This is a genomic window from Vibrio atypicus (assembly GCF_009811315.1).
GTDB classification, from domain to species: Bacteria; Pseudomonadota; Gammaproteobacteria; order Enterobacterales; family Vibrionaceae; genus Vibrio; species Vibrio atypicus.
In genome coordinates, this window is the sequence record NZ_BLID01000001.1 from 228,654 (window position 1) to 244,659 (window position 16,006).

The 16,006-nt window shown below is 46.6% G+C and carries 1 protein-coding gene; it reads right to left on the reverse strand.

The window, feature by feature from the left end:
- Nucleotides 1–170: 170 nt before the first annotated feature.
- A complete protein-coding gene (locus GVO60_RS01055; protein ID WP_159650696.1) occupies nt 171–15,851 on the reverse strand; it encodes a retention module-containing protein in 15,681 nt (5,226 codons plus the stop codon).
- Between the last annotated feature and the right edge of the window lie 155 nt (nt 15,852–16,006).

Consider the following 16,006-nt stretch of genomic DNA (forward strand, 5'->3'; position numbering starts at 1 on the left):
CTTCATAAACTGAAAAGTGGGATATGCTGCGCAAGTCTAGTGCACCCTAGCTGCAATACGCAAGGTAGGAAGTCAAAACTCTTGACGCCAGTATGCATAGAACCACTATTTCATGAATAAAACGCCAATTTGGGACCATATACTTATGAATACATGGTCCCAATCAGTCGTTATTGGTGATGAATAATCACATCGTGGTCAAGCAGCGATGAAACAATCTCTAAAGAACTTAAACCATCTAAAGTGACTTGCGGAGCAAGGTCTTGAACTAAAATGGTTTGTTCTCCCTGACCGCTTCCAGGATGAAGAGTCAACTCAATATCTGAACCATCAACCACTTTGGCATCAATATGTTCCAGAAGCATATCCATATCTAACGATGATTGCTTCAACTCAGGAAGTACTTCTCTCAAATCTATTCTATCGCCTTCAGCGACACTAAAATCGGTAATGGTATCTGTTGTACCATCATCAATTTCTAGCCACACGAAGGTATCCATCCCAGCTCCACCCGTTAAGATATCGGAGCCTAATCCGCCATCAAGAATATCATCACCATCGCCACCAATTAGGGTATCGTCGCCGGCACCACCTTTAAGTACGTCATTACCAGAACCGCCTTCAAGTAAATCGTTTCCACTACCTGCAAGGAGTTCCGAATGACCACCATCACCCAATAACTGTTGATCTTGAGTTTCAGATGAATGGTTAATAACAGAGGCATTCGCCACAACATCCAGTTGGATTTCTACTGGCGTCGACTGCGCTTTGTCACCATTCGACTCTTCAGAGACAGCCGTGACTGTTAGTGTATGATTACCTATATCTGCACCTTCGATTTTAAGCGTTGCAACCGCGTCTGGGGATACGCTCCAAACACCAGCAGCAAAGTTAATGCTGCCGACATCACTGGTGAGTGTCGCTTCAGAAGGTACACCACTAACTTCAACCATAAGCGTTTCACTGCTATCTGTCAGAGCAGCCATGATCCCAACCAAAGCAACGCCGTTGAAACTTGCTGTCTGAGTCGCACTGATGTTTTTCACATAGTTAAATGCAGGGTCAATAGCTAATGTAGGTGCGTTAGCAACCGGCGTGACGGTAATTGAATGCTGAGTTGTCTCTTGCATCACCATGCCTGATGGATTGCCTGAGTCAGTCGCTGTTACCGTTAAATCAATAGTGTTTGATGGGGCAAAGCTCGCATCAAGCATCACACCTGAACCTGGTACTGGCGTATCAAGTAGGGCGTTCAATTCGAGAATTGTGCCCGTCAATGTAATACTGCTACCTGTTGCTGGCGATACAGTAATCGAAGAGCCGGCCGGTAGAACTGCGCTCAGTTCGCCATAGCTCACACTCAATTCAACAGACATTGAATCGTTGGCATAAGCATCAACATAATCTACATCACTAACGTTGATTCCACTGATCAACTGACCCGATGTTTCATCAATCAGTGCAGTAATATCATCGGTATCGAGCTCTGGCTTATCGTTGACGCCTTCGACTTCAAAACTCACTTGCGCGGAAGCTTGTTTAAAGTCATCCACACCATTCGTTTGGCCATCATCTTCAACGGTATAATTGAGCTTAACCTGACCATTAAAGTTGTCTGCCGCAATAAACGTCCAAGAAAGACCATCAGCACTTGGGGTCAGCGTTCCTTGTCCTTCCGCTAATGAAACATCCACAACGCGAATAGAATCACCTTCAACATCTGATGTCGCACCAATAAGTTGCTGAGCAGTGATTACGATCTGACCTTCTTCATCAATAGCGTTAAGATCGATGTTTGCGGCCACAGGTGCGTCGTTAACACCTTGGACCTCAAAGGATATCTCTGCACTGGCTTGTTTAAAGTCGTCTACGCCATTGCTCGTACCATCATCTTCAACGGTATAACTGAGTTTCACCGAACCATTAAAGTCATCCGCCGCTATAAAGGTCCAAGATAAACCATCGGCACTAGGAACAAGTTGCCCCTCTCCTTCTGCGACCTGAACATCAACAACACGAATCGTATCGTTCTCTTCGTCTGTCGTTGCCGCAATTAATTGCTGTGCGGTAATCACAACTTGCCCTTCTTCAGCAATTGGCGTTAAGTCGATATCCGCTGCGACTGGCGCATCGTTAACACTTTGAACATCTAGTGTCAGTTGCGCACTGCCTTGTTTGAAGTCATTCACACCATTTGTTTTACCGTCATCTTCAATGGTGTAGTCAAACTTAACTGTACCATTAAAGTTATCAGCGGCAGTGAATGTCCATGACAGACCATCAGCACTCTGTACCAATTGGCCTTGCCCTTCTGCAATGGTCAAGTTCACTACATGAAGAGTGTCGCTCTCAACATCACTCGTCGCATCGATTAGTTGCTGAGCTGTAATGACTATCTGACCTTCTTCGATGATTGCGCCTAAATCAAGGTTCGTTGCCACAGGTGCATCATTCACTTCAGTAACACTGATTTCAAACGTTGCCTGATTGGTTGATGACGTCGTTAAATCGCCTGGATTAATAGCCCCATTATTACCTCCATCATTCACAATAGCAGTGACGCTAACTGAGCCTCCTGAATTCAGATCATTACTATTCAAATCTGGATTAAATAAGATATTCCCTGCGGCCAAAGCGGCATTGATATTACCCACCGTCCCCGCAATAATCAGGTTGTCGTTCACATCATAACTTAGCGTTAAGTTGTAATCGTTAGCTGTGTCAGGGTCGAAACTCAACGTTCCTTTATCAACTTGCAGCGTCAGCGTGTAAGTCGCGTTAGGGTCGTCATACTGAGCATCAATATCGGCAATTTCAAAGCTATTGAGCGCAATCGATGTATCTTCTTGGGTTTCAATATCAACGACGTTAATAAATGTCGGTTGGTCATTAACTGGCTCAACGGTGAGTGCAACGTCAAAATCAACCGCAGGTCCTAAGAACTCATTACCCAACGCGTCTTTATCTACTGCTTGAATCGTGACTTTCAATGGCCCAGTAATGCCGTCCACATTACCGGCATCACTATTATGTTGCCCTGAATTGAAGATAATTTTATCTAACTCTTGAGTATTGACATCTAGGGTCCAAACGCCTGTATTGGTATCATAAACGCCCAAATTACCATCCGCATCGTAAAGCTTCGCGTCCGCTGGAGCATCACGCACTTCAACTCGGATAGTCTCTGGCGCATTCTCTGAGTAAACACCTGAACCCGAAGCAGACATCGCTTTATCAACAACAAACGCGTTGATCTCAATGTCTATGTTTTCGCCTTCATTCCCAGAAACAGCATCTGTCGCATCAGTATCAATAACGTCCCCAACTGGCGTGATGTTGAGCTTAAAGTTAGGTAAGTTACCTGCTTCTGTCGGTACCCCAAGCAGAGACTCTTGAGTGAATACAGTTAAACCAAACTCAGCACTACCACTGAAGTGTTTTGGCGGTTGTACTGTTATTGCACCGAGGTTTAGCGTATCCCCTGAGCCAGCAGGTAATTGAACACTCCATTCTCCGCCACCGTTATTCTTAACCACGTAACCGCTAGCAGGATCAGCCGACAGTAAGAACCCTTCCGGAACATCGGTGAACTTAATAGAAACAAACTGCTCTGAACCATCTAGATCCGTCAATGAAACCGTTACGCCTCCGGAGCTACCCAGAGATATCGCCGTGTCTTCATCACCGGTAATTTCAATCGTCTGACTAGGATCTACACCTGGGCCCGTCACTTGAACTGGGTCTACGACAGGCACAACATCAAAATTCACCGATGTAGTAAAGCTCTTCGAATCAGTGGCGGTTTGACTTGGTGACAATTCATTGAAGGTTGCAGTATCTGTTACCGTACCGCTTACATTAATATTAACGGTATTGTCACTATTTCCCGTTGGGTAATTCTCTTTCGGTTTAAACAAAACATTATCTAAAGCCCCAGCCGCGACTTCAGCTTGGTTAAACGTTAAGCTGGTACCTAAGTCTTGGTAAGAGAAAGTCCCATCGCCGTTATCAACGATTTGGTAGAAGGAACCAATGTTTGTATCATCAAGAGACAAGGTAATTGATGAAAGAACTTCTTCACCACCTTCAACACCCGTCACTTGATCAGCAATTTGATAGCCAAAATCCAATTGAATATAGCTATCTTCATAGCCAACTTTATCCGGGCCTAGATTGCCATCTTGATCTATTGGGTTTTGGTTCGCATCAAGAGAACCTTTCACTACTAAAGTAATATCAGGCTCGCTGCCCGTTACATCAGCGATTGGGTCAACCTTAACAATCACGTCCCCATTGAGCACGTTCTCGTCACCAGAAGTTGTATCCTTAGTAATCACTGTAATTGGCAATCTAAAGTCACCTGAGTAATCCTCAGGTAAATTAAGCATTAAACCATCAAAGCTCTCAACCTGACCCGACGCCGAGATACCGGTTTGGAAAATGTACTGACCATTTACGAAGTCAACTTCACCACCAGAGACTGAAATCGGATACGTCACGCCACCTACTGTTATGGAATTACCAATGACAATTGTCACCTCGTCAGCGGAACCATCCGCACCAGAGAAATTGATAACACTATCAAGCTGCTTACCAAGATCGACTTGATTGTCTTCAGTCGCAACAATTTCGCTGTCGGCAATGATTGCAATATCCGCTGCGACCTCATTTCCTGAAATCACTTCTTCAGGGAACGAGAGTGTCACTGAGGTTTCGCGCATAGAAGGTTTCGAGTTTTCATTGCTATCTTCACCTTGGTCAATAACCAAAGTTTGGATGTTCATGTTGATGTTATTAAATGCCGCGGCATTATCATCATTAGAGTTATTTGGCGTAAGATCTAAACCATGTGGCGCATTAATGCTAAAGGCATCTTCATTGGTGATCACCCAACGGCCATTACCTTCATAAGCCGCCCCCGTCACAAGCAGTTGACCTAGTACGTCGTCACTAAGTGCTGAGCCATCGGTATTGGTCAGAGAAACGATCACTTCTTGCACAATTTCTTCAGAAGACGAATCTGTCTCCTGATACTGCACGACATATTCACCATCCCAAGCTTCAGCGCCACTGCTATCTGTCGCCGTGTTGTCACTGTTCGTCGTGAAACGAATCACGCCCTGCGCATTCGCAGTAATCAAACTCACTTCACTCGCACCAGATTCATCTGTCACAACCAGTTTGTTGTTGCTGTCTTGTGGCTCAACGATAGGACGTACAACCACAGAAATCTCACCTGTGATAGTAGCAGTAACACGACCTCCCTCACCGACGATGCTATCGCTAGTGTATACATGATCGCGCTCTTCGACATCAACGACCGTGTTGAGTTTAAAGTCGGTACTTGAGTCTTTTGGAGGCGTAATTTGAATGAAGTTTGTCGCCAGTGAATCTTGTGTGAAATCTGCGGAAGACTGTCCAGCCCCCGGTGTAATCACTAGAGTCCCTGTTGCAGCATCATAAACAGCAGAAACATCGCTATTATTCACATCCACTACAGATCCAGTAGGAATCCCTGTAATCGTTATGGAAGTAAAATGTTCATCACTATCAATGTAATCCGCACCCTTAGGATGCCAATCGATATTAATCGGTTTGTCTTCATCACCAATCGAGCCATTGGTATAAGTCAAAGAAGTATCAATTTCAGGCGCTACGTTAATGCGTATCTCTTGTTGAAACTCTCTACTGTGGCCATCATTTTCCGTTACGATAACCGTACCCGTGATGTGAATGTTCTCCGTTGATGAATCAACAGGGCGAATGATGATTCCAGAGCTTGTGTTGAAGCCAGTAATATTCGCTTCATAGATCGGCTGGCCATTGTTGTCGTAACCAACGAAGTTTAGGTCAAGCTGTGCACCATCACTGTCTTCAATGACCACACCATCAGGGATGTTAGAAAGTAAAACGGTAAGAGATTCTGAACCATCAAGTGGCTTGTCACCTCTCTCACCTGAAATGATAGAAAAATCGAGCTCAGCATAGCTATCACCATTTTGACTTTCAGTAATAGTCGTTTCTAAGCCTGATACTGCGCCGTCAGTAAACTCTTTCCAGTGACTCCCTAATGCAACACCCTCTGGCGTATCCGCAACCCCTTTAACGCTAACATTAACTGTCTTGGTACCTAGAATTGCCTCATCAACCTGAGTTGTCGTCGATAACGTCGCACTATCTTTAACCACACCAGTCACATCGAACTTGAAGTCAGCGTTGCTATGTAACTCAGGGATCACTTCAACATTATGAAGCTGGTCATAAGGCAATTCTTGATAGGTCACACCATTAACCGTCACTGTCGTGATCTGGCTTGGCGCAGCCCCCTCCCAAGATAGAGTCGCACCTTCTGTTATGTTAGAGATACGAACATAAAGCACTTCAGAGCCATCCGTATCCACTGACGGATTCATATGAATCACTTCATCAAGTGTGAACGGGTCTTTGTCTGTCGCAGGATCTAACGTATTTTGAGTTTTTGCATTGTCCTCAAATATACTGATTCGATTCACGCTAAAGCTACCTAAATCAGCATCTGGACGAACGTCAAACACCAACTCTTGCGTAACAGATTCAGCAGTGTCTTTACCTGACAAAGCGTTGCTCAATTCTGTCGTTATCGCGACGGCATCAATTCGAATCGTACCTGAGAAGTTATCAATTGGGTTCACCTGAATCGTGTTGATATCTGCCGCTGAAACAATGTAATTACCATCCGCGTTAGGTGTCAAAGCTGTCCCGTTTGTTCCTAAGAGCTCAAACTGTCCCATGCCTTCAGTAATTGTTAACTGATAAGTAATGGTTTCCGGCGCACTGTCATCTTGAGTTACGGCATTTAAATGGATAACACCATTTGCACCATCTTCATCTAAGGTGTAGTGGTAAGTGCTATTGCTATCATCCCATGTCGCAATATCCGCAACACTTTCGACTTCAATCGTGAAACGAGAATTGATCTTGTGATCCAAAGTGCCATTGTTATGGATTTCAAGCTGATACTTGATATTGAAGCCAGCATCCGACGTGGAGTAATGACGATCTGGCACAAAGAACAGATTGTCGATCGTCGTGATTTGGTCACCATTACCGTTCACTACGGAGCTTTGCTCAATCAATGCACCATCAAAATAGATTTTTCCAGAGTTATCAGCCACTAGCTCAACATATTCTGAACCGTCGAAGTAATAGAAGGTACCGTGGTGGTCCCCCGCTTTAATCGTCATACCACCGATAGATTCATTATTATCAGGGTCATACAAATTAGCTTGAAGCTGAATTTGAGTTGGTGTGCCGACACCTGGAATATCGTGTTGGTTATCTTCTACGTTGGCTCTATCAACAGCGTTAGGGTTATTCGCATCGTAATTGATATTGCTGTCACGGCCTGAATCTTCAAACGCAGTTACTTTCAGAGCAATTGGTGTTGCCTTGCGATCATCAATTGTGATCTCTAATGGTGCTGTGCTTGTATCCTTGTCGCCATCTGTCGCAGTAATATTGATCGAGAAAACAAAATCGTCCCCATCGTGTTCAAGATTATCAAAGGCTCTAAATTCAACTTCACCATTCGAGTTTATACGCAGTTCACCTAACTCTCTTGTTTCACGCTGGCCTAAGCTATTTTCAAACTCCTCAGCAACAACAATTCTCTGACTTCCAGAGTTAAGATCCACAGTATCGACATAGATGCTACCCTGTTTAAAGAGAATTTCTGATGTGCCAGAGGTCGTCCCTTCAATTCTAGTCAGCTCAGCGCCATCAGCTCCCTTATCCGTCGCCACATCGAACATATTAACTTTGGAACCATTAAAACCTTGTCCTTCAACACGAGAGATATCTTCCCCAGTTAATAAAGGTACGTCATCTTTAACTGTGATCGGCAGTCCTATTGCATTTGAAACATCACCATCAAAGTCAGTTGCTGCAACTTTAAAATCAAGCAGCACAGTATTGTCACTATTGCCATCAGGATGGTCTATAGGCTGATGTAACTCGAATTTGTAGCTGTTATCTGAAGCATCAAAAGTAATGGTGAATACTGCTTGGTTACTCGTCGCGGTTTGCGCGGTATAGCTGAATTCTGTACCGTTTTGAGAAACGGGTAGCCACTCTAATGACTCACCACCACTTTCTAAGCCAGACAAAACATCACTTGCATCGACAAGCTGATATTTGACAACCGTATCTGCGCCCTCATCAATCGTGAAATGACCATTAATTAAGGTATCCACACTTTGATCAGAGCCGACCGCAGAAAGATCATCTTCATCGATAATTTTTTCGCCCGTTGTCGCACTAATAATCGGCTTGTCATCTTTAATCTCAATCGGCAATTCGTAACCGATCGAAGAGTCTCCATCACCATCTACCGCGACGACTTCAAATGGTATTGATAAACTATCCGAATTCGAAGCATGATCAACAGCTCCTAGCAGCGTAAATTGATAAGAACCATCATCCCCCAATTCCAGAGTAAAGATTGCCTTTCCGCCAGCCACTCCCTGGTAAGTCGTTGTATTCGCTGCACCAGGGACTTCAGATACCACGATGGGTACGCCGCCCGACTTCAAACCATCAGCGACTTCATCTAGGTTACTCAAGGCGAAACTATCAATACTGTCTGCTCCCGGCGTTACAACGAACGATCCTGAAGCTGATGCAGAACTAGTGAGATCATTTTCATCAACACTGAAGTGACTGCCGCCCGTGGTGTTATTAATAATTGGATTGTCATCTTGAATGGTGACAACCAAAGGCTTCATTGCGGAGTTATCTTTGTCCGTATCAACCGCATACACTGGCAAATTAAAACTAAGAACTTCGTCTTTCGAGCCAGACTCAGCGTGATCAATTGCCTCCAACAAAGTAAAGGTGTAATCGCCTTTGTTGGTGCTATCAAAATCGAGCGTAAAGACGGTAGTTTCCACGCCATTCGACGTGGTGAAACCAATGTAGTGTCCAGAGTCCGCTGGCTCTTCACGCAGCTCAACAACAAGACCGTTCGATGTGAGTGAATCATCACTGTTGAACTCGCTTGGCTCTAAGCGGAAGTGACTCAGGTTGTCACTGCCTTCGGTATAACTGATGGTGCCCGTCGCTTCTACTGGGCTGCCTGATGGCGTTGAACCATCCGCCAACTGAGATTCAGACAAGCTCACTGGCGGCACCACATCAATCACCGGATCTTGGCCATCTTGAATGGTCAAGGTAACAGTCGCCGAGACGGAGTCTTTGTCGAAATCACCCGAGGTCACCACAATCGATTTAACGATGTCGCCACTCTCATGGTCTAAGTCGCGGTTTGGTTCAAAGCGCATCTCACCTTGAGTGGTGATGTAAAGCGTGCCTTCATCGTACTCAAACTTCTGCTCACCCGACACGCTTGGGTCAAGCTGCTGCACCGCTTCATCACCAAACTTAAATTCGGAAATTAAAGCGCCATCGGCACTTTGCGCAGGCATCACGTCAATAGTGGCAGTGGTTGGGTTATCGCCCGTATTTGGCTCAGTGATGGTCCACGCACCATCTTGCATCAACTGAACATCATCGGTGATGGTGACGTTCAGTGGTGCTTTAGCGGAGTTATCACCGTCGGTATCCACCATGTAGACCGGCAGCTCGAAGCTTAAATCGTTGTTACCATCCGCATTGGCATGATCGAGCGCTTCAATCAGGGTAAAGGTGTAATCTGCTTTGTTAGTACTATCAAATTCGAGTGTAAAGACAGTGGTTTCCACGCCATTCGACGTGGTGAAGCCAATGTAGTGGCCAGAGTCCGCTGGCTCTTCACGCAGCTCAACCGTCAAACCGTTCGATTTGAGTGAATCATCGCTGTTGAACTCGCTTGGCTCTAGGCGGAAGTGACTCAAATTGTCACTACCTTCGGTGTAGCTGATGCTGCCTGTCGCTTCCACTGCACTGCCTGATGGGGTTGAACCATCAGCTAGATTCGCCTCCGATAAGCTCACTGGCGGCACGACATCAATCACCGGATCTTGGCCATCTTGAATGGTCAGCGTCACAGTCGCAGAAATAGAGTCTTTATCGAAGTCGCCCGAGGTCACCACAATCGATTTAACGATGTCACCGCTCTCATGGTCAAGGTCGCGGTTCGGTTCAAAGCGCATCTCACCTTGGGTGGTGATATAAAGCGTCCCTTCATCGTACTCAAACTTCTGCTCACCCGATACATTAGGGTCAAGCTGTTGCACCGCTTCATCACCAAACTTGAACTCGGTAATGAGCGCGCCATCGGCACTTTGCGCTGGCATCACATCAATAGTGGCCGTGGTTGGGCTCTCTCCCGTATTTGGCTCGGTAATAGTCCACGCGCCATCTTGCATTAGCTGAACATCGTCTGTAATGGTCACGTTTAACGGCGCTTTCGCAGAGTTATCACCGTCGGTATCCACCATGTAGACCGGCAGCTCGAAGCTTAGCTCGTTATTACCATCGGCATTAGCATGGTCAAGCGCTTCAATCAGGGTAAAGGTGTAATCACCTTTGTTGGTGCTATCAAAATCGAGCGTAAAGACAGTGGTTTCCACGCCATTCGACGTGGTGAAACCAATGTAATTACCAGAGTCCGCTGGCTCTTCACGCAGCTCAACAACAAGACCGTTCGATGTGAGTGAATCATCACTGTTGAATTCGCTTGGCTCTAGGCGGAAGTGGCTCAGGTTGTCACTGCCTTCGGTGTAGCTAATGGTGCCTGTCGCTTCCACTGCACTGCCTGATGGCGTTGAACCATCAGCTAGATTCGCCTCCGATAAGCTCACTGGCGGCACCACATCAATAACCGGAGCTTGGCCATCTTGAATGGTCAAGGTTACTGTCGCAGAGACAGAATCTTTGTCGAAGTCGCCCGAGGTGACGACAATCGATTTAACGATGTCACCGCTTTCGTGGTCTAGGTCGCGGTTTGGTTCAAAGCGCATCTCACCTTGGGTGGTGATATAAAGCGTCCCTTCATCGTAATCGAATTTTTGCTCACCAACTACACTAGGGTCCAGCTGCTGCACGGCTTCATCGCCAAACTTGAACTCGGTAATGAGCGCACCATCGGCACTTTGCGCTGGCATCACATCAATAGTGGCAGTAGTTGGATTGTCACCCGTGTTTGGCTCAGTGATGGTCCATGCGCCATCTTGCATTAGCTGAACATCGTCTGTAATGGTCACGTTCAGCGGCGCTTTCGCAGAGTTATCACCGTCGGTATCCACCATGTAGACCGGCAGCTCGAAGCTTAAATCGTTATTGCCATCAGCATTGGCGTGGTCGAGAGCTTCAATCAGAGTAAAGGTGTAATCACCTTTGTTGGTGCTATCAAAATCGAGCGTAAATACGGTGGTTTCGACGCCATTCGACGTGGTGAAACCAATGTAGTGTCCAGAGTCAGCCGGCTCTTCACGAAGCTCAACTACGAGGCCGTTCGATTTAAGTGAATCATCACTATTGAACTCGCTTGGCTCTAGGCGGAAGTGACTCAGGTTGTCGCTGCCTTCGGTGTAACTGATGGTGCCTGTCGCTTCCACTGCACTGCCTGATGAAGTTGAACCATCAGCTAGGTTCGCCTCCGATAAGCTTACTGGCGGCACCACATCAATAACCGGAGTGTCACCATCTTGAATGGTCAACGTGACAGTGGCCGAGACGGTATCTTTATCAAAATCACCCGAGGTCACCACAATCGATTTAACGATGTCACCGCTCTCATGGTCAAGGTCACGGTTCGGCTCAAAGCGCATCTCACCTTGAGTGGTGATGTAGAGTGTGCCCTCAAGGTAATCGAACTTCTGCTCACCCGACACGCTTGGGTCAAGCTGCTGCACCGCTTCATCACCAAACTTGAATTCGGTAATTAAAGCGCCATCGGCACTTTGCGCTGGCATCACATCAATGGTGGCCGTGGTCGGGTTATCACCCGTATTTGGCTCTGTGATGGTCCACGCGCCATCTTGCATCAACTGAACATCATCGGTGATGGTGACGTTTAGTGGCGCTTTGGCAGAATTATCACCGTCGGTATCCACCATGTAGACCGGCAGCTCAAAGCTTAAATCGTTGTTGCCATCCGCATTCGCATGGTCGAGTGCTTCAATCAGGGTAAAGGTGTAATCTGCTTTGTTAGTACTATCAAAATCGAGCGTAAAGACAGTGGTTTCGACGCCATTCGACGTGGTGAAACCAATGTAGTGTCCAGAGTCCGCTGGCTCTTCACGCAGCTCAACAACAAGACCGTTCGATGTGAGGGAATCATCACTGTTGAACTCGCTTGGCTCTAAGCGGAAGTGGCTCAGGTTGTCACTGCCTTCGGTGTAGCTAATGGTGCCTGTCGCTTCCACTGCACTGCCTGATGGCGTTGAACCATCAGCTAGATTCGCCTCCGATAAGCTCACTGGCGGCACCACATCAATAACCGGAGCTTGGCCATCTTGAATGGTCAAGGTTACTGTCGCAGAGACAGAATCTTTGTCGAAGTCGCCCGAGGTGACGACAATCGATTTAACGATGTCACCGCTTTCGTGGTCTAGGTCGCGGTTTGGTTCAAAGCGCATCTCACCTTGGGTGGTGATATAAAGCGTCCCTTCATCGTAATCGAATTTTTGCTCACCAACTACACTAGGGTCCAGCTGCTGCACGGCTTCATCGCCAAACTTGAACTCGGTAATGAGCGCACCATCGGCACTTTGCGCTGGCATCACATCAATAGTGGCAGTAGTTGGATTGTCACCCGTGTTTGGCTCAGTGATGGTCCATGCGCCATCTTGCATTAGCTGAACATCGTCTGTAATGGTCACGTTCAGCGGCGCTTTCGCAGAGTTATCACCGTCGGTATCCACCATGTAGACCGGCAGCTCGAAGCTTAAATCGTTATTGCCATCAGCATTGGCGTGGTCGAGAGCTTCAATCAGAGTAAAGGTGTAATCACCTTTGTTGGTGCTATCAAAATCGAGCGTAAATACGGTGGTTTCGACGCCATTCGACGTGGTGAAACCAATGTAGTGTCCAGAGTCAGCCGGCTCTTCACGAAGCTCAACTACGAGGCCGTTCGATTTAAGTGAATCATCACTATTGAACTCGCTTGGCTCTAGGCGGAAGTGACTCAGGTTGTCGCTGCCTTCGGTGTAACTGATGGTGCCTGTCGCTTCCACTGCACTGCCTGATGAAGTTGAACCATCAGCTAGGTTCGCCTCCGATAAGCTTACTGGCGGCACCACATCAATAACCGGAGTGTCACCATCTTGAATGGTCAACGTGACAGTGGCCGAGACGGTATCTTTATCAAAATCACCCGAGGTCACCACAATCGATTTAACGATGTCACCGCTCTCATGGTCAAGGTCACGGTTCGGCTCAAAGCGCATCTCACCTTGAGTGGTGATGTAGAGTGTGCCCTCAAGGTAATCGAACTTCTGCTCACCCGACACGCTTGGGTCAAGCTGCTGCACCGCTTCATCACCAAACTTGAATTCGGTAATTAAAGCGCCATCGGCACTTTGCGCTGGCATCACATCAATGGTGGCCGTGGTCGGGTTATCACCCGTATTTGGCTCTGTGATGGTCCACGCGCCATCTTGCATCAACTGAACATCATCGGTGATGGTGACGTTTAGTGGCGCTTTGGCAGAATTATCACCGTCGGTATCCACCATGTAGACTGGCAGCTCGAAGCTTAAATCGTTGTTACCATCGGCGTTAGCGTGGTCGAGCGCTTCAATCAGAGTAAAGGTGTAATCGCCTTTGTTGGTGCTATCAAAGCTCAGAGTAAAGACGGTAGTTTCAACGCCGTTCGACGTAGTGAATCCAATGTAGTGGCCAGAGTCGGCCGGCTCTTCACGCAGCTCAACAACAAGACCGTTCGATGTGAGGGAATCATCACTGTTGAACTCGCTTGGCTCTAGGCGGAAGTGGCTCAGGTTGTCACTGCCTTCGGTGTAGCTAATGGTGCCTGTCGCTTCCACTGCACTGCCCGATGGCGTTGAACCATCGACCAACTGAGATTCAGACAAGCTCACTGGCGGCACCACATCAATAACCGGGTCTTGGCCATCTTGAATGGTCAAGGTCACAGTGGCAGAAACGGAGTCTTTGTCGAAGTCGCCCGAGGTCACCACAATCGATTTAACGATGTCACCGCTCTCATGGTCAAGGTCACGGTTCGGCTCAAAGCGCATCTCACCTTGGGTGGTGATGTAGAGCGTACCCTCAAGGTAATCGAACTTCTGCTCACCCACCACACTAGGGTCGAGCTGCTGCACAGCTTCATCACCAAATTTGAATTCGGTAATGAGCGCGCCATCGGCACTTTGCGCTGGCATCACATCAATGGTGGCCGTGGTTGGGTTATCGCCCGTATTTGGCTCAGTGATGGTCCATGCACTATCTTGCATTAGCTGAACATCATCGCCGACAGTAACAACTAAGTTTTTAATCACTGAACTATCGTTGTCATGGTCTATCGCGTAGACAGGTAAGAGGAAACTCAACTCGTTGTTTCCACTCGCGTCCGGGTGATCTATCGCCTCAATAAGGGTAAATGTGTATTCACCTTTATTGCTCAGATCGAATGCAAGCGTAAAGACCTCAGTCTCAGTTCCATTAGAATCAGTCGTAAAACCGACATAGCGCCCTGAATCAGCGGGCTCCTCGCGAAGCTCTATTTCAAGGTTATTAGAACGAATCGTATTCGATGAATTGAATTCATTGACATCTAAATAGAAGCGAGTGATCCGATCGCCACCTTCACTGTATTCAATTTGCCCTTTAGCAAAAACATCACCACTGATAGGCGTTGAGCCATCAACCAATTTAGATTCACTGACAGTTGTCGTCGCAATGTTATCAATTACTGGGTTTTCACCATCACCAATACCAACTTGTGCAGAAATTGGTAACTGAATAGGGTTACCACCAGAATCATTTCCCGTAATCTCAAACGAAACGGTTATTTGATCATTATCGATTGCAACAAGCCCACTTCCGACACTAGGAACATGGTCAATAGGTTGAGATATGGTAGTTGTTAACTCCAAGCTCACATCTTTGCCGATATTGGAAGTATCAATATCAATTTTAAGGACTTCATTTCCGCCAAGCAGACCAACGATGGCATTTTGAGCAGCGTCATAACTGAAAGAAACGGGATTTCCTTCCGATGTAATATCACTGTTTAGCTCATTGATAAGCGCAAACAAAGATTCAGGCGTTGGCTCAAATGTAGCTGGATCTAGAGGTAAATCGCCAGCGAAGATAATCACCGAAGAAGAGATAGATTGCGGGTAAGTACCTTGAGAGAGGGAACCTTCCACTAATACTTCTGAAACACTTTCACCTCCAGCAGCAAAGACAATGCTTCGTAATTCTGGATCGTCTTCATCCTGATTGTTGGATTCAAGCCCTTGAGTCTCAAAGAAAGTACTAGCTAAAACTTCAGCACCGTTATAATCAATGGTGACAAAGCCCGCATTGGCAGAGCCACCAACTCCACCAGCCGCAGTAGCTTCTAGAATTTGTGTTGGGTCGGCGCCAGCAAGAATGGCCTCTTGAATCGCATCAATATCAATTGCGCTAAGAGTCTCACCATTCAATTGGTCGAGATCTAATGCAACATCACCAGAGATATCCGCAGCCGTCCACCCATTTGAGTCATTCTGACAAGCCACACAGTTCTCTTCAAAGCTGATTGTATTGAGAACGATGGACGCACCTTTAGACGTAAGGATTATCTCATTTGGGAGAACCACGTCTCCAACTTGAGCTTTTCGCGCCTTTCCATCTGGCGCTACAATAACCACATCCCCGGTAACTTGTTTAATATCTGCGACTTGACGCAAAATCTCAACGTCCATAACTCTCCCCCTGAAACTTGTCATGATGCTGTCTCAATACAAGCAAGCGACTTCTATTATTTTTTAAAATTATCAGTCAAAGGTAACAAATTTATAATTTATTGCGACCATTTTGAGGCACAAAACATCACAACAAAGTGCCTCTATTAGTATAG

Bases quoted from the DNA above. Each gene is read 5' to 3' on its own strand.
- GVO60_RS01055 (WP_159650696.1), bottom strand. From the start codon at position 15,851: ATGGACGTTGAGATTTTGCGTCAAGTCGCAGATATTAAACAAGTTACC.